23 protein-coding genes are annotated in these 22811 nt (G+C 70.4%); 10 read left to right on the top strand and 13 right to left on the bottom strand.

The window, feature by feature from the left end:
* Nucleotides 1-86: 86 nt before the first annotated feature.
* Both ABEA82_RS06815 and ABEA82_RS06810 read right to left on the bottom strand, forming a co-directional pair.
* The gene (locus tag ABEA82_RS06815; protein WP_345660464.1) at nucleotides 87-347 is read right to left on the bottom strand and encodes a type II toxin-antitoxin system antitoxin; all 261 of its coding nucleotides are present in this window, start codon (nucleotides 345-347) and stop codon (nucleotides 87-89) included.
* On the bottom strand, nucleotides 344-1279 hold the full coding sequence (locus ABEA82_RS06810; protein WP_345660463.1) for an SPFH domain-containing protein: 936 nt from the start codon (nucleotides 1277-1279) through the stop codon (nucleotides 344-346). Before ABEA82_RS06810 ends, ABEA82_RS06815 begins: the two co-directional genes overlap by 4 nt.
* A 261-nt stretch (nucleotides 1280-1540) precedes the next feature.
* On the opposite strand from ABEA82_RS06810, the gene ABEA82_RS06805 reads away from it, so the two are divergent.
* Nucleotides 1541-3832 carry a transglycosylase domain-containing protein gene (locus ABEA82_RS06805; RefSeq protein ID WP_345660462.1) on the top strand — a complete coding sequence of 764 codons (2292 nt, stop codon included), beginning with the start codon at nucleotides 1541-1543 and terminating at the stop codon, nucleotides 3830-3832.
* Nucleotides 3833-3930: 98 nt separating this feature from the next.
* Here ABEA82_RS06805 and ABEA82_RS06800 read toward each other — a convergent pair whose 3' ends face one another.
* The 3 genes from ABEA82_RS06800 to ABEA82_RS06790 all read right to left on the bottom strand — a co-directional run bounded on the left by ABEA82_RS06800 (nucleotide 3931) and on the right by ABEA82_RS06790 (nucleotide 8538).
* On the bottom strand, nucleotides 3931-6075 hold the full coding sequence (locus tag ABEA82_RS06800) for a SpoIIE family protein phosphatase (RefSeq protein WP_345660461.1): 2145 nt from the start codon (nucleotides 6073-6075) through the stop codon (nucleotides 3931-3933).
* 301 nt (nucleotides 6076-6376) lie between these two features.
* Nucleotides 6377-7069 carry a cytidylyl-2-hydroxypropylphosphonate hydrolase gene (fomD, locus tag ABEA82_RS06795; protein WP_345660460.1) on the bottom strand — a complete coding sequence of 231 codons (693 nt, stop codon included), beginning with the start codon at nucleotides 7067-7069 and terminating at the stop codon, nucleotides 6377-6379.
* A gap of 83 nt (nucleotides 7070-7152) precedes the next feature.
* Nucleotides 7153-8538: a class II fumarate hydratase gene (locus tag ABEA82_RS06790; RefSeq protein WP_345660459.1), complete on the bottom strand. Its 1386-nt coding sequence runs from the start codon at nucleotides 8536-8538 to the stop codon at nucleotides 7153-7155.
* 142 nt (nucleotides 8539-8680) lie between these two features.
* Between ABEA82_RS06790 and ABEA82_RS06785 the strand changes: the two genes are divergently transcribed.
* Both ABEA82_RS06785 and ABEA82_RS06780 read left to right on the top strand, forming a co-directional pair.
* Nucleotides 8681-9196 carry a SigE family RNA polymerase sigma factor gene (locus ABEA82_RS06785; protein ID WP_345660458.1) on the top strand — a complete coding sequence of 172 codons (516 nt, stop codon included), beginning with the start codon at nucleotides 8681-8683 and terminating at the stop codon, nucleotides 9194-9196.
* Nucleotides 9193-9705, top strand: a complete 513-nt coding sequence (locus ABEA82_RS06780) for a hypothetical protein (RefSeq protein ID WP_345660457.1) — start codon at nucleotides 9193-9195, stop codon at nucleotides 9703-9705. Before ABEA82_RS06785 ends, ABEA82_RS06780 begins: the two co-directional genes overlap by 4 nt.
* A gap of 51 nt (nucleotides 9706-9756) precedes the next feature.
* Here ABEA82_RS06780 and ABEA82_RS06775 read toward each other — a convergent pair whose 3' ends face one another.
* Entirely contained in the window at nucleotides 9757-11427 is a 1671-nt protein-coding gene (locus ABEA82_RS06775; RefSeq protein WP_345660456.1) for a fumarate hydratase, read from the bottom strand.
* 180 nt (nucleotides 11428-11607) lie between these two features.
* Here ABEA82_RS06775 and ABEA82_RS06770 point away from each other — a divergent pair, with 180 nt between their 5' ends.
* Both ABEA82_RS06770 and ABEA82_RS06765 read left to right on the top strand, forming a co-directional pair.
* Entirely contained in the window at nucleotides 11608-12309 is a 702-nt protein-coding gene (locus ABEA82_RS06770; RefSeq protein ID WP_345660455.1) for a DUF1707 SHOCT-like domain-containing protein, read from the top strand.
* 174 nt (nucleotides 12310-12483) lie between these two features.
* On the top strand, nucleotides 12484-12861 hold the full coding sequence (locus ABEA82_RS06765) for a WhiB family transcriptional regulator (protein WP_345660454.1): 378 nt from the start codon (nucleotides 12484-12486) through the stop codon (nucleotides 12859-12861).
* Between the two features lie 100 nt (nucleotides 12862-12961).
* Here the strand turns inward: ABEA82_RS06765 and glpX are convergent, their stop codons facing one another.
* Nucleotides 12962-13996, bottom strand: a complete 1035-nt coding sequence (gene glpX, locus ABEA82_RS06760; protein ID WP_345660453.1) for a class II fructose-bisphosphatase — start codon at nucleotides 13994-13996, stop codon at nucleotides 12962-12964.
* 126 nt (nucleotides 13997-14122) lie between these two features.
* Between glpX and ABEA82_RS06755 the strand changes: the two genes are divergently transcribed.
* Nucleotides 14123-14647: a DUF4245 domain-containing protein gene (locus ABEA82_RS06755; protein ID WP_345660452.1), complete on the top strand. Its 525-nt coding sequence runs from the start codon at nucleotides 14123-14125 to the stop codon at nucleotides 14645-14647.
* Nucleotides 14648-14756: 109 nt separating this feature from the next.
* Here the strand turns inward: ABEA82_RS06755 and ABEA82_RS06750 are convergent, their stop codons facing one another.
* The 3 genes from ABEA82_RS06750 to xseA all read right to left on the bottom strand — a co-directional run bounded on the left by ABEA82_RS06750 (nucleotide 14757) and on the right by xseA (nucleotide 16948).
* Nucleotides 14757-15347 carry a malonic semialdehyde reductase gene (locus tag ABEA82_RS06750; RefSeq protein ID WP_345660451.1) on the bottom strand — a complete coding sequence of 197 codons (591 nt, stop codon included), beginning with the start codon at nucleotides 15345-15347 and terminating at the stop codon, nucleotides 14757-14759.
* Nucleotides 15348-15475: 128 nt separating this feature from the next.
* Entirely contained in the window at nucleotides 15476-15730 is a 255-nt protein-coding gene (locus ABEA82_RS06745) for an exodeoxyribonuclease VII small subunit (protein WP_345660450.1), read from the bottom strand.
* Between the two features lie 9 nt (nucleotides 15731-15739).
* Nucleotides 15740-16948, bottom strand: a complete 1209-nt coding sequence (gene xseA / locus ABEA82_RS06740; RefSeq protein WP_345660449.1) for an exodeoxyribonuclease VII large subunit — start codon at nucleotides 16946-16948, stop codon at nucleotides 15740-15742.
* A 193-nt stretch (nucleotides 16949-17141) separates the two neighbouring features.
* On the opposite strand from xseA, the gene ABEA82_RS06735 reads away from it, so the two are divergent.
* Both ABEA82_RS06735 and ppgK read left to right on the top strand, forming a co-directional pair.
* Nucleotides 17142-18179, top strand: coding sequence for a 4-hydroxy-3-methylbut-2-enyl diphosphate reductase (locus ABEA82_RS06735; protein WP_345660448.1), 1038 nt, complete (start codon nucleotides 17142-17144; stop codon nucleotides 18177-18179).
* A gap of 69 nt (nucleotides 18180-18248) precedes the next feature.
* Nucleotides 18249-18995 carry a polyphosphate--glucose phosphotransferase gene (gene ppgK / locus ABEA82_RS06730; RefSeq protein ID WP_345660447.1) on the top strand — a complete coding sequence of 249 codons (747 nt, stop codon included), beginning with the start codon at nucleotides 18249-18251 and terminating at the stop codon, nucleotides 18993-18995.
* An 89-nt stretch (nucleotides 18996-19084) separates the two neighbouring features.
* Here the strand turns inward: ppgK and ABEA82_RS06725 are convergent, their stop codons facing one another.
* On the bottom strand, nucleotides 19085-19660 hold the full coding sequence (locus tag ABEA82_RS06725) for a DUF6542 domain-containing protein (RefSeq protein ID WP_345660446.1): 576 nt from the start codon (nucleotides 19658-19660) through the stop codon (nucleotides 19085-19087).
* 169 nt (nucleotides 19661-19829) lie between these two features.
* On the opposite strand from ABEA82_RS06725, the gene ychF reads away from it, so the two are divergent.
* Nucleotides 19830-20918, top strand: coding sequence for a redox-regulated ATPase YchF (gene ychF / locus ABEA82_RS06720; protein ID WP_345660445.1), 1089 nt, complete (start codon nucleotides 19830-19832; stop codon nucleotides 20916-20918).
* Nucleotides 20919-20960: 42 nt separating this feature from the next.
* On the opposite strand, the gene ABEA82_RS06715 is transcribed toward ychF, so the two are convergent.
* The gene (locus ABEA82_RS06715; RefSeq protein WP_345660444.1) at nucleotides 20961-21392 is read right to left on the bottom strand and encodes a (R)-mandelonitrile lyase; all 432 of its coding nucleotides are present in this window, start codon (nucleotides 21390-21392) and stop codon (nucleotides 20961-20963) included.
* 79 nt (nucleotides 21393-21471) lie between these two features.
* Complete coding sequence (locus ABEA82_RS06710; protein ID WP_345660443.1) at nucleotides 21472-21792, bottom strand: carboxymuconolactone decarboxylase family protein; 321 nt, start codon at nucleotides 21790-21792, stop codon at nucleotides 21472-21474.
* Between the two features lie 134 nt (nucleotides 21793-21926).
* On the opposite strand from ABEA82_RS06710, the gene ABEA82_RS06705 reads away from it, so the two are divergent.
* The gene (locus ABEA82_RS06705; protein WP_345660442.1) at nucleotides 21927-22805 is read left to right on the top strand and encodes a helix-turn-helix transcriptional regulator; all 879 of its coding nucleotides are present in this window, start codon (nucleotides 21927-21929) and stop codon (nucleotides 22803-22805) included.
* The last annotated feature ends 6 nt before the right edge of the window (nucleotides 22806-22811 follow it).

The following is a 22811-nucleotide window of genomic DNA, read 5'->3' as shown; positions in this document are numbered from 1 at the left end:
ATCATGCCGGGCGGTGCGGGCGTGCAGGTGAAAGCCTGTTGTCACGGTTCCGCAACAGCGGTCACGGTGCTCGGGGACGAGGCCGTTCAGTCCGGCGGGGGCCCGCCGGCGGAGCCCCCGGGCGGCCGGCCGCGCCGGGGGATGGGCCCGGTCTCCCGGGGCATCCGCCCCGCCTCGGTCAGGGCCTTGCGCAGCAGGAACTCGATCTGCGCGTTGGCCGACCGCAGCTCGTCCCCGGCCCACCGTGCGAGCGCCTCGTACACCGCCGGGTCCAGCCGCAGCAGCACCTGCTTGCGCTGCTGCTGCGGCCGGCGCCGCGAACCCGGACCTTCGGGGGGGACCGTCACTGGTAGAGGGACCCGGTGTTGAGGACCGGCTGCGCGGCGCGGTCCCCGCACAGCACGACCATGAGGTTGGAGACCATGGTCGCCTTCCGCTCGGAGTCCAGCTCCACGATGTCCCGCTCGGTGATCCGGGCGATCGCCGCCTCGACCATGCCCACCGCTCCGTCCACGATCTGCCGCCGCGCGGCGACGACCGCCCCGGCCTGCTGCCGCTGGAGCATCGCCGAGGCGATCTCGGGGGCGTACGCGAGGTGCGTGAAGCGCGACTCGATGATCTGCACCCCGGCGGCCTCCACGCGCGCGTGCAGTTCGACGGCGAGCTTCTCGGTGATCTCCTCGGCGTTGCCGCGCAGGGAGAGGCCGTTCTCCTCGTGGGCGTCGTACGGGTACTCGATGGCGATGTGCCGCACGGCCGCCTCGGTCTGGGTGGAGACGAACTCGATGTAGTCGTCCACCTCGAAGGTGGCCTGGGCGGTGTCCTCGACCCGCCACACCACGACCGCGGCCAGCTCGATCGGGTTGCCGTAGGCGTCGTTGACCTTCAGGACGGCGGTCTCGTGGTTGCGGACGCGCGTCGAGATCTTCGTGCGCGAGGTGAAGGGGTTCACCCAGCGCAGGCCGTCCTGCCGGATCGTCCCCCGGTAGCGGCCGAAGAGCTGGACCACCCGGGCCTCGCCGGGCGCCACCATGTTCAGCCCGCACATGGCCAGGAAGGCCGCGAGGGCGACCAGGATGCCGGAGACGATCAGCGCGGCCTTCGCCCCGGCCCCGGCCACCGACGTGGCGGTCGCGATCAGCCCGGCGCCGGCCAGCAGCCCGAGCAGGCCGAGCAGCAGGGCGAGCCCGCCGCCGATGCTGTGCGCGGTGAACTCCCGCACGCGGGGTGCCGGCATCTCGGGCACGTCCGCCGTGACCTGCGGTTCCGATGTGGACATGGGTGATCCCCCGTTCTCCTGGGAAGCCGCTTCTGCCTAGCTTCCGCCTATCTAAGTGATATCACTTTTTCGGGTTCTGGCAACCCTGCGGGTGTCTGGAACGTCGGTTCCGGTGGGGATGGGTGCTGATTGTCACGTCCGCAAAGGGCCGGATCGACAGCCCTATCTCTTATCTCCCGGTGTTAGCTTTCTGAGCTGACCTGAGCGGCGAACCTGTGTGACTTGTGAGCACACATGAACGAAGCGGAGCAGATCGGACTCATGGGACGAGCGGAAGAGAGACGCGCCCGACAGCGCGGTGGGCGCCGGGCGGCACCCAAGAGCCACCGTTCGTCGGCCGTGGCCGGGAAGAGCGGCATACGCAGGCTCTTCACCTTCAAGAAGATCGTCGGCACCTTCTTCGCCCTGTGCCTGCTCGGCATGGGCGCCTTCATCGTGCTGTACATGGTGATCGACATCCCCGAGGGGAACGCCGACGCCAAGCGGCAGAGCAACATCTACAAGTACAGCAACGGTTCGATCATGGCCCGGGACGGCAAGGTCAACCGCGAGGTCGTCGACCTGTCCCGGGTCCCCAAGGACGTGCGGCGCACCTTCGTCGCGGCCGAGAACAAGACCTTCTACAAGGACGCCGGCGTCGACCTCAAGGGCACCGCCCGCGGCCTGTTCAACACGCTCTCCGGCCGTGGCTCGCAGGGCGGTTCGACGATCACCCAGCAGTACGTCAAGAACTACTACCTGTCCCAGGAACAGACCGTCTCGCGCAAGCTGAAGGAACTGGTCATCTCGCTGAAGCTGGACCGGGAGAAGTCCAAGGACTACATCCTCGCCGGCTACATCAACACCAGCTACTACGGCCGCAACGCCTACGGCATCCAGGCCGCCGCCCAGGCCTACTACCGCACCGACGCCGAGAAGCTCGACGTCGCGCAGGGCGCCTACCTCGCCGCGCTGCTCCAGGCCCCCAGCCAGTACGACTGGGCCGTCGCCTCGGAGGGCGGTAAGAAGCTGGTCAAGGCGCGCTGGAACTACGTCCTGGACAACATGGTCGAGGAGGGCTGGCTCAGCCGGTCCGAGCGCGCCGGCATGAAGTTCCCGGTGCCCGAGGAGCCCAAGCCCGCCCCCGGCATGGAGGGCCAGAAGGGCTACCTCGTCAACGCGGCCAACGCGACCCTGGAGAAGCAGCTCGTCGCGGAGGGCACCGCGAGCAGCCGCAAGGAAGCCGAGGCGATGGTCAGCGCCGGCGGCTGGACCATCACGCTCAACATCGACAAGAAGAAGCAGGCGGCGCTGGAGAAGTCCGTCAAGCAGCAGCTGACCAGCAAGCTCGACCCCGAAAAGCGCAAGGTCGACGCGTACATCCAGGCGGGTGCCGCGTCCGTGAACCCGAAGACGGGCGCCGTGGTCGCGATGTACGGCGGCCAGGACTACTTCAAGCACTGGACCAACAACGCCACCCGCACCGACTACCAGCCCGCCTCCACCTTCAAGCCGGTCATCCTGGCCGCTGCCCTGGAGGAGCAGGCGAAGACGCAGGACGGCGACCCGATCACCGCGAACACGGTCTACGACGGCACGAGCAAGCGCCAGGTCATGGACAACGGGAGCAAGGTCGGCTTCGCCCCCGAGAACGAGGACGACCGGAACTACGGCCCGATCTCCGTCCAGACGGCGATGAACAAGTCCGTCAACTCCGTCTTCGCGCAGATGGGCGTCGACGTCGGCATGTCCGAGGTGGTGAAGGTCGCCGGCAAGCTCGGCATGGACACCGAGAACATGGAGGCCGTGCCCGCCCAGACCCTGGGCAGCATGGGCGCGAGCCCCCTGCAGATGGCCGGTGTCTACGCGACCCTCGACAACCACGGCAAGAAGGTCACGCCGGCCGTCGTGAAGTCGGCGGAGCACCTGAACCGCACCGTGACCATGCCCGATGCCGTCGGAGACCAGGTCATCAGCCCCGAGGCCGCCGACTCGGTGACGTCGGTGCTGACCGGCGTGGTCGACGACGGCACCGCCCGGACGTCCGTGCGGGACAACCCGCGGCGCGACGGCCAGCAGGTCGCGGGCAAGACGGGTACGTCCGACAACAACAAGTCGGCCTGGTTCACCGGCTACACACCGAACCTGGTCACCTCGGTCGGCCTGTTCGGCGAGGACACCAAGCCGCCCTACAAGCACATGCCGATGTACAAGGCGGCCGGCGAGGCCCGGATCAACGGCGGCGACTTCCCGGCGAAGATCTGGGCCGAGTACACCTTCGGCGTGATGGGCGACGTCACCGAGTTCGACCTGGACACCCAGCAGGGCGCGGCCGTCAAGCCGACGTGGACGCCGACGCCCACCCAGGAGCCGACGACGGAGGAGCCCACGCAGGAGCCGACGACCGAGGAGCCGTCGTCGTCCCCGCCGCCGACGACGGAGGAGCCGAGCACCACACCGTCGACGAGCCCGTCGACGACACCGCCCACCGTCTCGCCGCCGGCGAGTCCGGGTACGTCACCGCCGACCGACGGCGACCCGTTCGACCCGATCAGACGGGGCGAAGAAGGATAGGAGACGCGCGAAGGGCGCCCGGTCGAGACCGGGCGCCCTTCGCGCTGTGCGGTGCTGTCGTCCTGCCGTGCCCGGTTGCCGTCACGCGTGCGCGACGGTCAGCTCCGGTTCAGCTCGAACCACACCACCTTGCCGGTGCTGAGCCGGGTCGCGCCCCAGCGCCGGGCCAGCCGGTTCACCAGGTACAGGCCACGGCCGCCCTCGTCGGTGGCGCGGGCCTGCCGCAGCCGCGGCAACTGGGGGACGTCGTCGCCCACTTCGCAGCGCAGGACATCGGTGCGCAGCAGCCGCACGGTGACCGGCCGGGACGCGTACCGCACCGCGTTCGTCACGACCTCGCTGACCAGCAGCTCGACGGAGTCGCTGAGCTCCTCCAGGCCCCACCGCGCCAGGGCGCGCCGGGCCAGGCGGCGGGCCCGGCCGGGGGCGGCGTCCTCCGGCTCCAGGAACCAGTACGCCACGTCGCTCGGCGCGATCCCGTCGAAGCGGGCGGCGAGCAGCGCGATGTCGTCGTCCCGGTCGCCCGGGCCGAGCATGTCGAGCACCTCGTCGCACAGCGCTTCCAGGGGCGGCGGATGGTCCGGCCCGGTGAGCTGCGCGACCGCGGCGAGCTTCTCCCGCAGCTGCTCGATGCCGGTCCACACGTCCCTGAGACGGGACTCGACCAGACCGTCGGTGTACAGCAGCAGCGTCGCCCCGGCGGGCGCGTCCAGCTCCACCGCCTCGAAGTCCACACCGCCGACCCCGATGGGAGCACCGGCGGGCACCCGCAGCACCTCGGCCCGGCCGCCCAGATGGAGCAGGACGGGCGGCGGGTGACCGGCGTTGGCGATGGTGATGCGGTGCGATACCGGGTCGTAGACGGCGTACAGGCAGGTCGCCATGCGGTCCACGCCGAGGCGCTGGGCCTGTTCGTCGAGGTGGTGCAGCACCTCCTGCGGCGGCAGGTCGAGCCCGGCGAGCGTCTGGGCCGTGGTGCGCAGCTGGCCCATGATCGCGGCGGACGTCATGGAGTGGCCCATGACGTCACCCACGACCAGGGCGACACGGCTGCCCGGCAGCGGAATGGCGTCGTACCAGTCGCCGCCGACCCGGGCCGTCTCGGCGGCCGGGAGGTAACGGGACGCGAGCCGCACGCCGGTGGGGCGGGGCAGCGTCTCGGGCAGCATGGTGCGCTGGAGCTCGTCCGCGATGTAGGCCTCGCGGCCGTACAGCACGGCCTTGTCGATGCCGAGCGCGCTGTGCGTGGCGAGCTGCGCGGCCACCAGCAGGTCGTCCGCCTCGAAGGCGAGGCGTTCCGGGCGGCGAAGGAACAGCGCGGCGCCGATGACCCGGCGCCGGCCGCGCAGCGGCGCGAGGATCGCACGCTGGCCCTCCGGCACGGCGAACTCACCGCCGTCACCGAGCAGCTCGGGCAGCGCGGCACGCGCCGCGGGGGCGTCGGTGAACACCGGGCGCACACCGCGCAGCACCTCGGCGAGCGCACTGCCGGGCCGTACCTCGCACAACTCGGCGCCGACCGTGTCCAGCTCGTTGGGCTCGGGCTGCGCGGCCGGCAGGAAGCCGTTCTCGGTGTCGCGCTCCGCCGGTATCCGGTCGGTGCGCCGCAGCCGCAGCACCAGCGGGCCCGTGGGCCGCTCGTCGCCGACCGGCAGCGGGTCGCGCAGATAGACCAGGATCGCGTCGGAGAACGTGGGCACGGTGGCCCGGCACAGCCCCATCACGATCTCGTCGAGGTCGATGCCCCGGGCGATCCGCCGGGTGGCGGCACCGACGAACCTGAGCCGGTCGCCGTCCCGCCGCATCGGCGTGGGCCGGCCGGGCGGCAGGGGCTGCCCGCTGCGGCGCTCCTGTCCCTCGGGGTTCGGCGCCGGCCGGTCCTGCTCGTCGGCCGGCTGGACCGGAATGCCTTCGGGGGAGGGCCGCGGCCGCGGGGTGTCGCGCTCGGCGGTCTGCTCGGCACCCGGCTGGGAGTGCTCGGAGGCGGGGTCGCTCACGGTGTCCTTGCCCTTGCCGAACGGCGTGGAGGTGCCCGGCTGCGACGTACCCGGCGAAGTGTGAGCCGTCGAGACCGGAACGGTGGCGTCGCCGCCTGAGCGGCCCTGTACGGGTAAGGCGCCCGTGCCGGGCGCACGAACCGGTGTCGAGGTATGCACGAGCGCCCCGCGGGGGTCCGCGGGGTCGACGCCCGGCTGCGGGCGCTCGCAGGAGGTCGGCTGCTCCGTCACGCGTGTCGAATCCATCCGTCCGGGGCTGCACGCCAGAGGTGCAGGTGGTCCCGCCGAAACTCCGATACCCGGATTACGTGCCCCAGGAACGGAATTTCCGCGTGGTCAGAGGTTGTGCCTGTGCCACCGGCGGACCGTCTGCGGTCCACGGGGGCCTTGACGCAGGCCCCGCCGGTGTTGCCCTCGTACCCCTCGCTCACGTCCTGCCGCCCCTCGGTGACGATCGGTCAAGCTCAGCGCGTGCTCCCGTAGTTGCCGCCGCGCGCCCTTGCGGAGGACGATCCTACGTTTCTTGCCCGGGGGCGCATCAAGGGTCTCATGAGGACACATGCGCGGGCGTACGGTCCCAGTCCTCCGGAAGTGACGGTACAGCCCAGGACGGATCCGGGCGCCAGTGCTGCCATCCTTCCGAGAACGGCGGCCCCCAGGCGCGGATCACCTCGACCGCGGCCCGCCCCGCCGCCCGTACCTTCCCGGCCTGCCGGTCGTCCATCAGCCCGTCCCGCAGGGCCTGGGCGAACTCGTCCTCGTCGCGCCAGTGCCAACTGCGATCCGGGTGGACGGAGATGTCCAGGAAATGGTCGACGGAGTCGACGCCGCCCTCCCAACGGGCCATCGGCTCCTCCAGGTTCACGTACCAGTTCTTGAAGAGCCAGCCCGGCTCCCAGAACAGCCACACGGACCAGGGCTCACCGGGCCGGGCGAGCTTCAGGACACCGGTGCCGAACCAGCGGTCGCGCTGCACGGTCCTGGGCTTGGTGTAGCGGGACTCCAGCGGCTCCTGGTGCACGGGCGTGCCGTCGGCGAGCACGGGCTTCACACATTCGGTGCCGGGCGCCAGCCACACGGCGAGCAGCTCCGCGTCGTCCCGTACGACGGTGACGGGACGCGCGATGTGGAAACGCGCGCCGCCGTTCTCCCGGTACCGCCACAGGATCCGGCTCCCGGGCGCCCAGAAGCCAGCCGCACCACCCGTTTCCACGCGTCTCACCGCTCCGCCCTCTGCCATGCACAGATATTAGGTGCCATAGGCATACGACGCTGCGGCGCGTGTCACGGTTCACGCGCCGGGCGCACGCACGCCTCCGATCGTCACGGACGTGTCATCCGCAGGACATCCAGCGCCTCGTCGAGCTGCTCCATGGTGAGGTCGCCGCGCTCCACGTACCCGCCGTCCAGGACGACCTGACGGATGGTCTTCCGCTCGGCCAGGGCCTTCTTGGCGACCTTCGCGGCCTCCTCGTACCCGATGTACTTGTTGAGCGGGGTGACGACGGAGGGGGAGGACTCGGCGTACTCCCGGGCCCGTTCGCGGTCGGCGGTGATGCCGTCGACGGTCCGGTCGGCGAGCAGCCGCGACACGTTGGCGAGCAGCCGGACCGACTCCAGGACGTTCTTCGCGATGACGGGCAGCATGACGTTGAGCTCGAAGTTGCCCGCGGCGCCGGCGGTGGCGACGGTCGCGTCGTTGCCCACGACCTGCGCGGCGACCATCAGCACGGCCTCCGGAATGACCGGGTTCACCTTGCCCGGCATGATCGAGGAGCCGGGCTGGAGGTCGGGCAGGGCGATCTCGGCGAGGCCGGTGCGCGGCCCGGAGGACATCCAGCGCAGGTCGTTGGCGATCTTCGTCAGACCGACCGCGATGGTCCGCAGCTGCCCGCTGGTCTCCACGACGCCGTCCCGGGCGCCCTGCGCCTCGAAGTGGTCACGGGCCTCGGTGAGCGGCAGCCCGGTGGTACGGGCGACCTCCTCGATCACGGCGGCGGAGAAACCGGGCGGGGTGTTGATGCCGGTGCCGACGGCCGTCCCCCCGAGGGGCAGTTCGGCGAGCCGGGGCAGGGAGGCCTCCAGGCGCTCGATGCCGTACCGCACCTGCGCCGCGTAGCCGCCGAACTCCTGACCGAGGGTCACCGGCGTGGCGTCCATGAGGTGGGTGCGCCCGGACTTCACGACGTCGGCGAACTCCTCGGCCTTGCGCTCCAGGGCGCGCGCGAGGTGGTCCAGGGCCGGGACGAGGTCACGGGTGACGGCGGCCGTGGCCGCGATGTGGATGCTCGACGGGAAGACGTCGTTGGAGGACTGGGAGGCGTTCACATGGTCGTTGGGGTGCACGCCCCGGCCGAGCCGCTCGCTCGCCAGCGTCGCGATGACCTCGTTGGTGTTCATGTTGGACGAGGTCCCCGACCCCGTCTGGAACACGTCCACGGGGAAGTGCTCGTCCCACTTGCCTTCGACGACCTCCTCGGCCGCCTCCTGGATCGCCTGGGCGATCTCCTTGTCGAGCACCCCGAGTCGCGCGTTCACCTTGGCGGCGGCCCCCTTGATCCGGGCGAGGGCCTCGATGTGCGCGCGTTCGATGCGCTGGCCGGAGACGGGGAAGTTCTCGACGGCGCGCTGCGTCTGCGCCCGCCACTTGGCGTCCGCCGGGACGCGTACCTCACCCATGGAGTCGTGCTCGATCCGGTATTCGCTCATACCCCGTACAGCGATCCGGATGGTGCGGATGTTCCGGACTGCCACGGTTCGGGTCCGAAGGTGTGACCCAGGTCTCCATACGGCCGTGCAGCAGACGAGGACATGTCCACGTCGTGGAGGGGTGACAGGAAGGGAGGAGCGTGTGGAGACGGACTTCCAAGGTTTCGTCACCGCCCGGTCGGCCGCGCTGTTCCGGGGCGCCCTCGTCTTGACGGGGAACCGGGACGCGGCGGAGGACCTGGTCCAGGAGACCCTGGAGCGGGCCTGCCGCAAGTGGCGCACCATAGCGGCCAAGGACGCCCCGGACGCCTACGTGCGCCGGATCATGGTGAACCTGGCCAACGACCGCTGGCGGCGCTTCCGGCGTACGGTGCCGCAGCCGGACGGCCCGGACCGGGCCGCGCCGTCCGACGAGTACGGACAGGTCGACAGCAGGGACCAGTTGGTGCGCGCGTTGCAGCGACTGCCCATGCGGATGCGTACGGTCGTGGTGCTGCGGTACTTCCACGACCTCTCCGACGCGGAGATCGCGGCCGACCTGGCCATCTCGCCCAGCACCGTGCGCTCACAGCTCGCCCGGGGCCTGGAGAAGCTCAGGAGCGAGGTCCCCGCACTCTCCCGCCCTTCACCGCGGCAGCCCCAGGGAGGAATCCGATGACGTCGCACGATGCGCGGCCCTCCGGCTGCACACCTTTCGAAGAGGAACTGGTGAACGTCTTGAAGAACTACGCCGACTCCGCCGACACGCCCGCGTTCGACGCGCCGGGGATCGTGCGCCGTACCCGCCGCAGGCGGAACGCCGGCATCGCCGCCGTCGCCGCCGTCCTCATCCTGGGAGGCGGGGGAACGGCCCTGGCCACCTCGGTCGCCGGCGGCTCGCACTCCACGCCGAGCAGGTCGACCGAGGCCGAGAACCACGACGCCGCCACCGTGCTGTACGGCATCGACGCCGACAGCGGCAGGCCCTTCCCGATCGACTTCCACGGGTGGGACCTGCGGGGCTTCAAGGCCTACATGAGCAAGATGCAGACGAAGCTCGGCACGGTCTCCGAGCGGCCGGTCACGGGCTGCAAGCCGGGCAGTGTCATAGCGGTCAGCCCGCACACCCCCAAGGTCGTCAAGTCCGGCGACACGATCAGCGTGGTCCTCTGCGCGGGCGGACGCTGATCCGAGACGCCCGCCCCTGCGCCAATCAGGGGCGGGCGTCCGCTCATCCGCCTACGCCAGACCCGGGCCCCGTACCGGGATCGACGTGAACGTCGGCGCGGGCGCCGGGTCCTGGAAGAAGTCGTTGCCCTTGTCGTCGACGACGATGAACGCCGGGAAGTCCTCGACCTCGATCTTCCAGACGGCCTCCATGCCGAGCTCCTCGTACTCGACGACCTCGACCTTCTTGATGCAGTCCTGGGCGAGCCGGGCGGCCGGGCCGCCGATGGAGCCGAGGTAGAAGCCGCCGTGCGTGCCGCACGCGTCGGTGACCTGCTTGCTGCGGTTGCCCTTGGCCAGCATCACCTTGGAGCCGCCCGCCGCCTGGAACTGCTCCACGTACGAGTCCATCCGGCCGGCCGTCGTCGGACCGAAGGAGCCGGACGCGTAGCCCTCGGGCGTCTTGGCCGGACCCGCGTAGTAGACCGGGTGGTCCTTCAGGTACTGCGGCATCTCCTCGCCCGCGTCCAGCCGTTCCTTGATCTTGGCGTGCGCGATGTCACGGGCCACGACCAGCGGACCGGTGAGGGACAGCCGGGTCTTCACCGGGTACTTGCCGAGCTCGGCGAGGATCGTCTCCATCGGCTGGTTCAGGTCGATCCTGACGACGTCACCGCTCTCCTCGAGCTGCTCGTCCGTCGTCTCCGGCAGGAACCGCGCCGGGTCCGTCTCCAGCTGCTCCAGGAAGACGCCCTCGGCGGTGATCTTCGCGACGGCCTGGCGGTCGGCGGAGCAGGACACGGCGATGGCGACCGGGCAGGACGCGCCGTGCCGGGGCAGGCGGACCACGCGCACGTCGTGGCAGAAGTACTTGCCGCCGAACTGCGCGCCGATGCCGATCTTCTGCGTCAGCTCGAAGACCTTCTGCTCCAGGTCCTCGTCCCGGAAGCCGTGCCCGAGCTCCGACCCCTCCGCCGGGATCTCGTCCAGGTAGTGCGCGGAGGCGTACTTGGCGGTCTTCAGCGCGTACTCGGCGGACGTGCCGCCGACCACGATCGCGAGGTGGTACGGCGGGCAGGCCGCCGTGCCCAGCGAGCGGATCTTCTCCTCCAGGAACTTCATCATGGAGGCCTCGTTCAGGACGGCCTTCGTCTCCTGGTACAGGAACGACTTGTTGGCCGAGCCGCCGCCCTTCGCCATGAACAGGAACTTGTAGGCGCCGCCGTCGGTCGCGTACAGCTCGATCTGCGCCGGGAGGTTGGAGCCGGTGTTCTTCTCCTCCCACATGGTGAGCGGAGCCATCTGCGAGTAGCGCAGGTTGAGGTTCTGGTAGGCGTCGTAGATGCCGCGGCTCAGGGCCTCCTCGTCACGGCCCTGCGTGAGCACGTTCTGCCCGCGCTTGCCCATGACGATCGCCGTGCCGGTGTCCTGGCACATGGGCAGCACGCCGGCGGCCGCGATGTTCGCGTTCTTCAGCAGGTCGAGTGCGACGAACTTGTCGTTGCCGGAGGCCTCGGGGTCGTCGATGATGCGGCGCAGCTGGGCCAGGTGCGCGGGCCGCAGGTAGTGCTGGATGTCGTGGATGGCCTCCTCGGCGAGCTTGCGCAGCGCCTCCGGCTCCACCTTGAGGAAGGTCCGCCCGTCCGGCCCCTCCACGGTGGAGACACCCTCGGAGGTCACCAGCCGGTACGGCGTGGTGTCCTCTCCCTGGGGGAGCAGATCGGTGTACGCGAACTCAGGCATCTTCGCCCATTCCTCACTCGACAGACGGCGGCCCGCCTCCTCCGGCGAGCGCCCACCAGACTAGAACCTGCCGCTGACAGCTGAGCTCGTGAGGTAAGGCTCAGTTCGTCACACTCGGCGTCGCACCCGACCGCGATACAGGGGGTGTCGCGATCTATCGTGTTTCGGTACGCTGCTGCCGTGGACCTTCAGAAGTCAGACCCTCAGAAGCAGGGCTCGCCCGTCGGCTCCGAACTCCGCGCCTCCGACGCCGAGCGCGACCGCGTCGCCGACATCCTGCGCGAGGCCCTCGCCGAGGGCCGTCTCACCGCGGACGAGCACGCGGAGCGGGTCGAGGGGGTGCTGAGCGCCAAGACGGTCGGTGAGCTGGAGGTCTTCATACGGGACCTGCCCGCGGCACACCGCCAGGGCCCCGGCCGCGCCCCGGAACCCGCCCCGTACCGCCCCACCGCCGGCGCCATTCCGGTCGACCCGGACGACAATGTGGTCGCGATCTTCAGCAGCGCCGTCCGCAAGGGCCGCTGGCGTACGGGCCGCCGAATCCACGCGTACGCGGTCTTCGGCAGTGTCGAGATCGACCTCAGTGAGGCCCTCTTCGACCACCAGCAGGTCGTCATCAAGTCGTTCGCGATCTTCGGCAGCGTCGACATCCGCGTCCCGGAGAACGTCTCGCTGCGCGGCATGGGCGGCGGCGTGCTCGGCAGCTTCGAGGTGGACACCCTCGACTCGGGCGAACCGCAGGCCCCGGTGGTCTACGTCGACGGCTGGGCCGTCCTGGGCAGCGTCGAGGCGCGCCCCCGGCGGGGCAAGGTCGTCGCGGACATACTGGACCGGGTGCACCGCAAGGTCGACAAGAGTTTGCGCAAGCATCTGAACCATTGACAGTCGCGAATCCGCCCGCGGTTCGGAGCAAATCGGTCACCGGTGACACCGGCCCGCGGACTCCTGGAACGGGGGCGAAACCAGCGGTTCGGAACTCAGTGCATAGGCGCGCGTACAGCGGGTAGGGCTTGCTGCATCGTCTCTCGCTCGCGAAGCCGTCGTCAGGAGTAGACCGTGCTGCAACCGCCGCATTCGTCCCTGCAGGTAGCTGCCGTTCCGGCCCCGCGGGTGCCAGCGCGAGACAGGGACCAGGACGCCCCGTGGCACACCGAGGCGGTGTGCCAGCGCGACGAGGCCGGCCTCTTCTTCGCCCCGTCCAAGGAGCCCACGGCCGCCCGGCTCTCCCGGGAGGAGGCGGCGAAGCGGGTCTGCGCCCGCTGTCCGGTCATGGTCGAATGCCGCGAACACGCCCTGCTCCAGCCCGAGCCCTACGGCGTCTGGGGCGGCCTCACCGCCGCCGAACGCCGCGTGGTCCTGGCCCGGCGCCGCCGCCGCGACATGGAACTGAAGAAGGCGGCGCGCTCGGCGAACCGGATAGCCGCGGCAGGCTGACAGCCGAGCAGCACTTCCTGGGGGCGCGGGGAACTGCGCGATCAACCACGATCCGGCCGCACACGCCGGTGATCCGCAGTCCCCGCCCCGCCAGGCGGCGCTACTTCCCCTTGTCGAAGTCGATCGCGCTGTACGCCCGCAGCTTGCTCAGGCGGTGCTCGGAGGAAATCCTCCGCACCGTCCCCGACCGCGAGCGCATCACGATCGAGTCGGTCGTGGCCGTCTCGGCCCGGTACCGCACACCGCGCAGCAGCTCACCGTCGGTGATCCCGGTCGCCACGAAGAACACGTTCTCGCCGGTGACGAGGTCCTCCGTCGTCAGCACCCGGTCGAGGTCATGCCCCGCGTCGATCGCCCGCTGCCGCTCCTCGTCGTCCTTGGGCCACAGCTTGCCCTGGATCGTTCCGCCCAGGCACTTCACGGCGCAGGCCGAGATGATGCCCTCCGGCGTACCGCCGATGCCGAGCAGCAGATCGACGCCCGTGCCCTCGCGCAGCGCCAGGATCGAGCCGGCCACATCGCCGTCGGAGATCAGCTTGATGCGCGCGCCCGTGTCCCGGATCTCCTTGATGATGCCCTCGTGCCGCGGCCGGTCCAGGATCACCACCGTCACGTCCTCGGGCGCGGACCGCTTGGCCTTGGCGACGCGGCGGATGTTCACCGACACGGGCGCGTTGATGTCGACGAAGTCGGCCGCCTCGGGCCCGGTGACGAGCTTGTCCATGTAGAAGACCGCCGACGGGTCGAACATGGAGCCGCGCTCGGCGGCGGCCAGCACCGCGATCGCGTTCGTCATGCCCTTCGCGGTCAGCGTGGTGCCGTCGATCGGGTCCACGGCGATGTCGCACTCGGGCCCCGTCCCGTCGCCCACGTGCTCCCCGTTGAACAGCATCGGGGCTTCGTCCTTCTCGCCCTCGCCGATGACGACGACGCCGTTCATGGAGACGGTGGAGACGAGGGTCCGCATGGCACGTACCGCGGCTCCGTCGGCGCCGTTCTTGTCACCGCGTCCCACCCAGCGGCCCGCGGCCATCGCCGCCGCCTCGGTCACCCGGACCAGTTCCAGGGCGAGGTTGCGGTCGGGGGCCTCGGAGGGCACATCCAGTTCGGACGGCAAGTGATGATGCTCGGTCATCGGAGCGCACCTTTCTGTACGACGACGGCCGGATGAGGGTTCAGTCCTTGACTCTATCTCCGGGACGGCAAAATGAGCAGGGGCCCCCACGGATGAGCAAACCGGAGACCTGCGACGATAGAGGGCGTGGCAGGCACGAACGGCAAGCAGAAGACGGCCCGGGACATGATCCTCTCCATGGGGGTCATCGTCCTCGTCGCGGGCGTCATATACCTCTTCATCCCCCACGACGACAGCCCGCGGGAGACCAAGCGCGTCGACTACCGGGTCGAACTGCTCACGGCACGCCGCGCCGCCTCGTACCCCGTGGCCGCGCCCGACGGCCTGCCCGACGCATGGAAGGCCACCTCCGTCCGCTATCAGGGTGACGAGTTCGAGGCCTGGCACCTCGGCTTCCACGATCCCGAGGGGGAGTACGTGGCGGTCGAGCAGTCCACTCAGCGGCGCCCCGTCTTCGTCGACGAGCGGACGCAGGGGGCGAAGGAGACCGGACGGACCGAGAAGATCGACGGCCGGACATGGACCCGCTACGCGGGCGGCCGGTACGACGCGCTGGTCCTCGAGGGCACCAAGGGCTCGACGACGGTCGTGACCGGCACGGCGTCGTTCGCGCAGCTGACGAAGATGGCGGACGCGCTGAAGACGGAGTGACGCCCTCCGGCGCTCCCCGCCGCACACGCCCCCCGGCACGTGGCAAAGGCCCCCGGCACGCTGCCGGGGGCCTTTCCTGTTCTTGGTTCTCAGGCCGGGTGTACGGCTCTCAGACCGTCTTGACGACCTGGTCGTACTCCAGGCGCGGGGAGCGGGGGTACCAGGCGTCCGGGCCCGGGCGGCCGATGTTGACGACCATCAGCGGGGTGTGGTCGTCGTCCAGGAACTCCTTGCGGACGCCCTCGAAGTCGAAGCCCGTCATCGGGCCGGCGGCGAGGCCGGCGGCGCGGACACCGACGATGAAGTACGCGGCCTGGAGGGCGGCGTTCAGCGCGGCGGCGTTCTCGCGGGCCGGGCGCTCCGAGAAGAAGACGTCCTTGATCTGCGGGGCGGCCGGGAACAGGTGCGGCAGTTCCTCGTGGAACTCGTTGTCCGCGGAGAGGATCGCCACCAGCGGGGCGCTCGCCGTCTTGGGCCGGTTGCCCTCGGCCATGTGCGCCACCAGGCGCTCGCGGGCCTCGGGGGAGCGGACCAGGGTGATGCGCAGCGGGGTCTGGTTGAAGGCGGTCGGACCGTACTTGACCAGGTCGTAGATCGCCTGCACCTGCTCGTCGGTCACCGGCTCGTCGGTGAAGGTGTTGGCGGAACGGGCCTCGCGGAACAGAAGGTCCTGGGCGGCGGGGTCAAGAACGAGGGACATGAACGCACTTTCTCTCGACTGTCGGTCCGGTGGATCGGCTGACGTCTCCGACCGTACGCGAATGAAGTTCAACGTTCAACTAACCTGAGGGTGTCGTAAGTCACCCCGCAGTGCAGCACCGCCCGTGACTAGGGCCTGTCGCCCTCGTCCTCGTCCTGCACGGCCTCGTCCGCCAGCGCCGCGTCCAGCCGAGCCCGCGCGCCCTCCAGCCAGCGCCGGCACACCTTGGCCAGCTCCTCGCCCCGCTCCCAGAGCGCGAGGGACTCCTCCAGCGTCGTACCGCCCGCCTCCAGGCGCCGGACGACCTCGATCAGCTCGTCCCGCGCCTGCTCGTACCCGAGCGCCTCGGTCATGTCCGGCGTCTCATCAACCTCGCTGGTCATCCACCCACCCTATGTGTCCACTCGTACGGAGAACTCCCCCTCGGAGACCCGCGCGCGCAGGGCCTCGCCGGCCTCCACCTCGCCCGGGTCGCGGACGGCGTGCCCGTCCGCCTTCTGCAGCACGGCGTACCCGCGCTTCAGCGTCGCGGCGGGGGAGAGGGCCACCACGCGCGCGTGCGTGTGCGTCAGCTCCGAGTCGGCCCGGTCCAGCTGGTGCCGCAGGCAGCGCCGGCCCCGGTCGAGCAGGTCGGCCACATGGTCGGCCCGCTCGTCGATCATCCGGTGCGGGTCCTCTATCGACGGCCGGGCCAGGGCGTGGGCCAGCCCGCGCTCCTCCCGCTCGATCAGCGCGGCCACGCACCGCCGCGCCCGGTCCCGTAGCAGCCGCACCCGCTCGTACTCCTCGCCGACGTCCGGCACGACCTTCTTGGCCGCGTCGGTCGGGGTGGAGGCGCGCAGGTCGGCGACATGGTCGAGGAGCGGGTTGTCGGGCTCGTGACCGATCGCGGACACCACCGGCGTACGGCACTGCGCGACCGTCCGGATCAGCTGCTCGTCGGAGAACGGCAGCAGGTCCTCCACGCTGCCGCCGCCTCGCGCGACGATGATCACGTCCACGTCCTCGATCGCGTCGAGCTCCTTCACGGCCTGCACGACCTGCGGCACGGCGTGCACGCCCTGCACGGCGACGTTGCGCACCTCGAAGCGCACCGCGGGCCAGCGGTGCCGGGCGTTCTCCAGGACGTCCCGCTCGGCGGCCGAGGCCCGCCCGCACACCAGCCCCACGAGCTGCGGCAGGAAGGGCAACGGCTTCTTGCGCTCCGGCGCGAAGAGGCCCTCCCGCGCGAGCGCCTTCTTCAGCTGCTCCAGACGCGCGAGCAGTTCCCCGACCCCGACGGGCCGTATCTCGGTGGCCCGCAGCGACAGCTGGCCCCGCGGGGCGTACCACTCCGGCTTCGCGAGGACGACGACCCGGGCACCCTCGCTCACCACGTCCGCCACCGCGTCGAACACCTGCCGGTAGCAGGTGACGCTGACCGAGATGTCGTACGACGGGTCCCGCAGCGTCAGGAACACCACACCCGCGCCCGGCCGCCGCGACAACTGCGTGATCTGCCCCTCGACCCACACCGCCCCGAGCCGGTCGATCCACCCCCCGATGAGCCGCGACACCTCACCGACGGGCAGCGGGGACTCCGCAGACGTGTTCACAGCCATGCCCGCGAGCGTAGTGGGCACCGCTGACAACACCGCTCACCGCTCGCGCACGCATCCGTCGTTCGGCATCCGGCATCCGGCATCCGGCATCCGTCATGCGGCATTGGGCATCCGTCATTCGGCTCGCGTCCCGTCAGTCTTCCCGGGAGGGTCACACGGATGTGATCTTCGCCCTGCCGAACGCGGCCTTACGATGGGACGCATGTCTGCTTCGCCTGGCCGCCGTGTCCTGCTCGCCGCCCCCCGTGGCTACTGCGCGGGTGTGGACCGCGCCGTGATCGCCGTCGAGAAAGCGCTGGAGCAGTACGGCGCTCCGGTCTACGTCCGGCACGAGATCGTCCACAACAAGTACGTCGTGCAGACCCTGGAGAAGAAGGGTGCGATCTTCGTCGAGCAGACGGAGGAAGTGCCCCCGGGGAACATCGTCATGTTCTCCGCCCACGGCGTGGCCCCCGTCGTCCACCAGGAGGCCGAGCGCGGCAAGCTCGCCACCATCGACGCCACCTGCCCGCTGGTCACCAAGGTCCACAAGGAAGCCGTCCGCTTCGCCGACGAGGACTACGACATCCTCCTGATCGGCCACGAGGGCCACGAGGAGGTCATCGGCACCTCCGGCGAGGCCCCCGACCACATCCAGCTCGTCGACGGGCCGGGCGATGTGGCGAAGGTCGAGGTCCGCGACCCGTCCAAGGTCGTCTGGCTCTCCCAGACCACGCTGTCCGTCGACGAGACCATGGAGACCGTCGACGCCCTGAAGGACAAGTTCCCGCAGCTCATCTCCCCGCCCAGCGACGACATCTGCTACGCCACGCAGAACCGCCAGCTGGCCGTGAAGCAGATGGGCGCCGAGTCCGACCTCGTGATCGTGGTCGGCTCCCGCAACTCCTCCAACTCCAAGCGGCTCGTGGAGGTCGCCAAGATCGCCGGAGCTCGCGCGGCCTACCTCGTGGACTACGCCGACGAGATCGACGAGGCCTGGCTGGAGGGCGTCTCCACGGTCGGTGTCACCTCGGGCGCCTCGGTGCCGGAGGTCCTGGTCGAGCAGGTCCTGGAGTTCCTCTCCCAGCGCGGCTTCGAGGACGTCGAGATCGTCAAGGCGGCCGAGGAGTCCATCACCTTCTCGCTGCCCAAGGAGCTGCGCCGCGACCTGCGCGAGGAGGCGGCGTCGCTGGTCGCCGAGCGCGGCGGGGCCGGGACCGGGATCGGGACCGGTGAAAATTCCGCGAAGTGATCGCGGACGGGTCGGGCAGCCACCGCTGTTCGGCCCGTGACTGTCAGTCGTACGTCGTAACGTAGGGCCATGCAGATCTTCGGTGTGGACATCGGCGGTTCCGGGATCAAGGGCGCCCCGGTGGACCTGGACAGGGGCGACCTGGCGCAGGAGCGCCACAAGGTCCTCACCCCGCACCCGGCCACGCCCGGCGGGGTGGCCGACGGCGTCAAGCAGGTCGTCGACCACTTCGGCTGGACAGGGCCGGTCGGGGTCACGTTCCCGGGCGTCGTCACCGACGGCGCCACGATCCGCACGGCGGCGAACGTCGACGACAGCTGGATCGACACCGACGCGCGTGCGCTGCTCGGCGAGCGGCTGGGCGGACTGCCGGTGACGGTGGTGAACGACGCGGACGCGGCGGGCGTCGCCGAGATGCACTTCGGCGCCGGCCGCGGCCGCACGGGCACGGTGATCCTGCTGACCCTCGGCACCGGCATCGGCAGCGCCGTCTTCGCCGACGGCGTCCTCGTCCCCAACACCGAGCTGGGCCATCTGGAGCTCGACGGGCACGACGCGGAGAAGCGGGCCTCGAGCAAGGCCAGGGAGGACCACGACATGTCGTGGGAACACTGGGCCGCGCACCGCCTGCGCAAGTACCTCGCCCATGTCGAGATGCTGTTCTCGCCCGACCTGTTCATCATCGGCGGCGGCGTCAGCCGCAAGTCCCACAAGTTCCTGCCCTACATCGAGGGCATCCAGGCGGAGATCGTCCCGGCGCAGCTGCAGAACAACGCGGGGATCGTGGGGGCGGCGATGCGGGCCGCGGGCCACTAGGGCACTGATACCGCCCTGATACGGGGCGTCACACCGCCGGACGCCACACAGCGCCAGACGTCACACACCGGACGTCACGTCACCGGACGTCACACCGGCGGGCGAGCCCCGGCCGCCCGCCGCAACCGCACCAGCCGGATCCGCCGGACGATCACGATCAGCCCGGCGATCAGGGTCCCCCCGTACAACCACCCCGCCTGCGTGGCCAGCGCCGTCACGAGCCCCATCAGCCTGCCGGCGACACCCCCGTCGCTGTCCGCCACCGGCAGCAGCCCCACGGCGAACGCGATCGGCACGACGACGGGCGCGGTCATCAGGTCCCCCCGGCGCACCCACACGGCCGTCAGCACGCACACCGGCAGGAACAGCACCCCGTAGGCCGTGAGGGACGCCCCGAACAGCAGGGCGCAGACCCCGCCGAGCAGGAACATCACCGCCGCGCAGAACAGTCCGCTGCCCAGCCCGGTCAGCCGGGGGTTCGGCATTCCGCCCGCAGCGGGAGCCGACTCGGGTACCGGCCGCCGCACAGCCCCCGGACGGCGCTGCGGCCTCGGCCGCCGGACCGCTCCATCGCCCGTGGCCCGTCCCATCTGGGGCGGCAGGGACGACCCCGGCCGGTCACGTCGCGGTCCGTACTGGGCAGGTCGCGTCCTGTATCGCTCCACCGCACCAACTTAGGTCGTTCAATATGCCGAATGGCCCCTCAGACACGCCGAGCGTCGAGGCTTGGCCAAGCGTTCGATACGCCGCCCGGGACGGTTCCGGGCACGCCGTAGACTGGTGGATCGGCCGGTCTCCTGGCCTCCTGGCCCTCCACTCACGGGAAGTCGCAACGTGTCGCTCACGATCGGAATCGTCGGTCTGCCGAATGTCGGCAAGTCGACCCTGTTCAACGCCCTGACCAAGAACGACGTGCTGGCGGCCAACTACCCGTTCGCCACCATCGAGCCGAACGTCGGCGTGGTCGGCGTCCCCGACCCCCGCCTCGGAAAGCTGGCCGAGATCTTCTCCTCCCAGCGCGTCCTCCCGGCGACCGTCGACTTCGTCGACATCGCGGGCATCGTCCGCGGTGCGTCCGAGGGCGAGGGCCTGGGCAACAAGTTCCTCGCGAACATCCGCGAGTCCGACGCGATCTGCCAGGTCATCCGGGCCTTCAAGGACGAGAACGTCGTGCACGTCGACGGCAAGGTCTCGCCCAAGGACGACATCGAGACGATCAACACGGAGCTGATCCTCGCGGACCTCCAGACGATCGAGAAGGTCCTGCCCCGGCTCCAGAAGGAGTCGCGCATCAAGAAGGACCTCGCGCCGAAGGTCAAGGCGGTCGAGGAGGCCAAGGAGATCCTGGAGAAGGGCGACACGCTCTTCGCGCACGGCATCGTCCAGGGCACCGAGCGCAACGAGCTCCTGCACGACCTGCACCTGCTGACCACCAAGCCGTTCCTCTACGTCTTCAACGTCGACGAGGACGAGCTGACCGACGAGGACTTCAAGAACGAGCAGCGAGCCCTGGTGGCCCCCGCCGAGGCGATCTTCCTCAACGCCAAGCTGGAGGCGGACCTGGCCGAGCTCGACGAGGACGAGGCCCTCGAACTCCTCCAGTCCGTCGGCCAGGACGAGCCCGGCCTCGCCACCCTCGCCCACGTCGGCTTCCGCACCCTCGGCCTGCAGACCTACCTCACGGCCGGCCCCAAGGAATCCCGCGCCTGGACCATCAAGAAGGGCGCCACGGCCCCCGAGGCCGCCGGCGTCATCCACACCGACTTCCAGAAGGGCTTCATCAAGGCCGAGGTCATCTCCTTCGAGGACCTGGTGGAGACCGGCTCGGTCGCCGAGGCCCGCGCCAAGGGCAAGGCCCGCATGGAGGGCAAGGACTACGTGATGCAGGACGGGGACGTCGTGGAGTTCCGCTTCAACGTCTGAACCTCTCGGGCGCAACACCGCGGCGGACAGCTCCGACGATGTTCACGACGGGTCGGCGAGCCCGTCGGTGACGGTCGCGAGGGCCGCGGTGTACTGCTCGTCGGTGACCGGCTCCAGCCAGGTCGTGCCGTCGCCGGTGCCGTCGCCGACGACCATGGCGATGTGGGCCATGAGGTTGGTGTCGAGGGCGCCGTGCCAGTGCTCCTCGCCCGCCGGGCACGTGACCGTCTCACCGGCGCTGACGCGGACGACATCGCCGTCGCGGGTGCCCACCAGGCCGACGCCGTCGGTGATGTGCAGGACCTGGCCGAGGGCGTGGGAGTGCCAGTTGGTGCGGGCGCCGGGGGTGAAGCGCACCAGGGCGGCGGCCAGGCGGGCCGGCTCGGTGGGGGTCGAGATCATGTTGAGGTAGACGTCGCCGGTGAAGCGCTCGGCCGGGGCCTTGAGGGTGGGGGTGCTGGTGACGTGATCCACGAGTTTCTTCCCTGTCGTGCGGAGTGCGTAGTGCGTAGTGCGGAGGGCCGGGGGCCGGGGGGAGTGCCGTGACGTCGGGTCAGGCGGCTCGCTCGTCGGCGATGCGCTTGAGCCGGGTGATCGCGGTCATGGCGTTGGGCCAGCCCGCGTAGAAGGCCAGGTGCGTGATCGCCTCGGAGAGCTCCTCGACGCTCAGGCCGTTGTCGAGGGCCACCCCTAGGTGGTAGTCCAACTGCTCGGCCCGGTACAGGGCGGCCAGCACGCTCACGGTCACCAGACTGCGGTCGCGCGGGGACAGCCCGGGGCGCTCCCAGACGTCACCGAACAGGACCTCGTCGGTGACCTCCACGAGCTTGGGCGCGATCCCGGCCAGCTCCTGGGGCGCGGACTGCTTCGGCATGATTGCTGCTCCTCGGTCGGATCCTGGGTTGCCGGTTCGAGGAAACGTCAGCCGGAAGTGGTGGGGAAGGGACCGCCGTTACAGGTACTGACAGAACCCCCCACACCCGGACCGCCCGGCCTAGCCTGGAGCGTGTGAGCACCGAGAGCGACGTCCGTGAGTTCCTGGCCTCCCGTCGTGCCAGGATCACCCCGCAGCAGGCGGGTCTGCCCGCCTACGGCGGCAACCGGCGTGTGCCGGGCCTGCGCCGCGAAGAGGTCGCCCTGCTCGCCGGTGTCAGCATCGACTACTACGTCCGTCTCGAACGCGGTCGTCTCGCCGGCGTCTCGGAGGAGGTCCTCGACGCCGTCGCGAATGCCCTTCAGCTGGACGAGGCCGAACGAGCCCACCTGTTCGACCTGGCCCGCGCCGCCGCCAAGCGCCCCGCCCGCCGCCGCACCGGACGCTCCCGCGGCCCGCTGCCGGACAGCGTCCTGCGCGTCCTGCGGTCGATGACCGACTGCCCGGCCTTCATCCGCAACGGCCGCCTGGACATCCTCGCCACCAACGACCTCGGCCGCGCCCTGTACTCCCCGCTGTTCCCCGACGCCGGCACCGAGACGGCCAACATCGCCCGGTTCCAGTTCCTCGACCCGCGCGGCCGCGACTTCTTCCCCGACTGGGAGGAGTCCATGGACACCACCGTGTCCCTGCTGCGCACCGAGGCCGGGCGGGCCCCTCACGACGCCGGGCTGACCGGTCTGATCGGCGAGCTCGTCACCCGCAGCGAGGAGTTCCGCACCGCCTGGGCCAAGCACAACGTGCGCCTGCACCGCACCGGCCGCAAGTCCTTCCACCACCCCGCCGTCGGTGTCCTCACCCTCGACTTCGACGCCATGGAACTGTCCGCCCTGCCCGGCCTCACCCTCACCGCCTACAGCGCGGCCCCCGGCACACCCGACCACGACGCCCTCCGGCTCCTCGCCGCCTGGGCCGCCACCGAGGAGCCGGAGGACCGGATCACCGACCCATAACCGGGC

The sequence above is a fragment of the Streptomyces venetus genome, from assembly GCF_039540295.1.
Lineage (GTDB): Bacteria > Actinomycetota > Actinomycetes > Streptomycetales > Streptomycetaceae > Streptomyces > Streptomyces venetus.
Note: the sequence above shows the minus strand (reverse complement) of the source record. Positions and strands in the feature narration are given on the sequence as shown.

What these genes read in the sequence shown, in the direction of transcription:
- ABEA82_RS06735 (WP_345660448.1), top strand. Translation starts at nt 17,142, where the DNA reads ATGGGACGCATGTCTGCTTCGCCTGGCCGCCGTGTCCTGCTCGCCGCC.
- ABEA82_RS06790 (WP_345660459.1), bottom strand. Translation starts at nt 8,538, where the DNA reads ATGAGCGAATACCGGATCGAGCACGACTCCATGGGTGAGGTACGCGTC.
- ABEA82_RS06800 (WP_345660461.1), bottom strand. Translation starts at nt 6,075, where the DNA reads ATGGATTCGACACGCGTGACGGAGCAGCCGACCTCCTGCGAGCGCCCG.
- ABEA82_RS06805 (WP_345660462.1), top strand. Translation starts at nt 1,541, where the DNA reads ATGGGACGAGCGGAAGAGAGACGCGCCCGACAGCGCGGTGGGCGCCGG.
- ABEA82_RS06710 (WP_345660443.1), bottom strand. Translation starts at nt 21,792, where the DNA reads ATGCCGAAGCAGTCCGCGCCCCAGGAGCTGGCCGGGATCGCGCCCAAG.
- ABEA82_RS06750 (WP_345660451.1), bottom strand. Translation starts at nt 15,347, where the DNA reads ATGTCCCTCGTTCTTGACCCCGCCGCCCAGGACCTTCTGTTCCGCGAG.
- ABEA82_RS06780 (WP_345660457.1), top strand. Translation starts at nt 9,193, where the DNA reads ATGACGTCGCACGATGCGCGGCCCTCCGGCTGCACACCTTTCGAAGAG.
- ABEA82_RS06745 (WP_345660450.1), bottom strand. Translation starts at nt 15,730, where the DNA reads ATGACCAGCGAGGTTGATGAGACGCCGGACATGACCGAGGCGCTCGGG.
- glpX (WP_345660453.1), bottom strand. Translation starts at nt 13,996, where the DNA reads ATGACCGAGCATCATCACTTGCCGTCCGAACTGGATGTGCCCTCCGAG.
- ppgK (WP_345660447.1), top strand. Translation starts at nt 18,249, where the DNA reads ATGCAGATCTTCGGTGTGGACATCGGCGGTTCCGGGATCAAGGGCGCC.
- xseA (WP_345660449.1), bottom strand. Translation starts at nt 16,948, where the DNA reads ATGGCTGTGAACACGTCTGCGGAGTCCCCGCTGCCCGTCGGTGAGGTG.
- ABEA82_RS06810 (WP_345660463.1), bottom strand. Translation starts at nt 1,279, where the DNA reads ATGTCCACATCGGAACCGCAGGTCACGGCGGACGTGCCCGAGATGCCG.
- ABEA82_RS06775 (WP_345660456.1), bottom strand. Translation starts at nt 11,427, where the DNA reads ATGCCTGAGTTCGCGTACACCGATCTGCTCCCCCAGGGAGAGGACACC.
- fomD (WP_345660460.1), bottom strand. Translation starts at nt 7,069, where the DNA reads ATGGCAGAGGGCGGAGCGGTGAGACGCGTGGAAACGGGTGGTGCGGCT.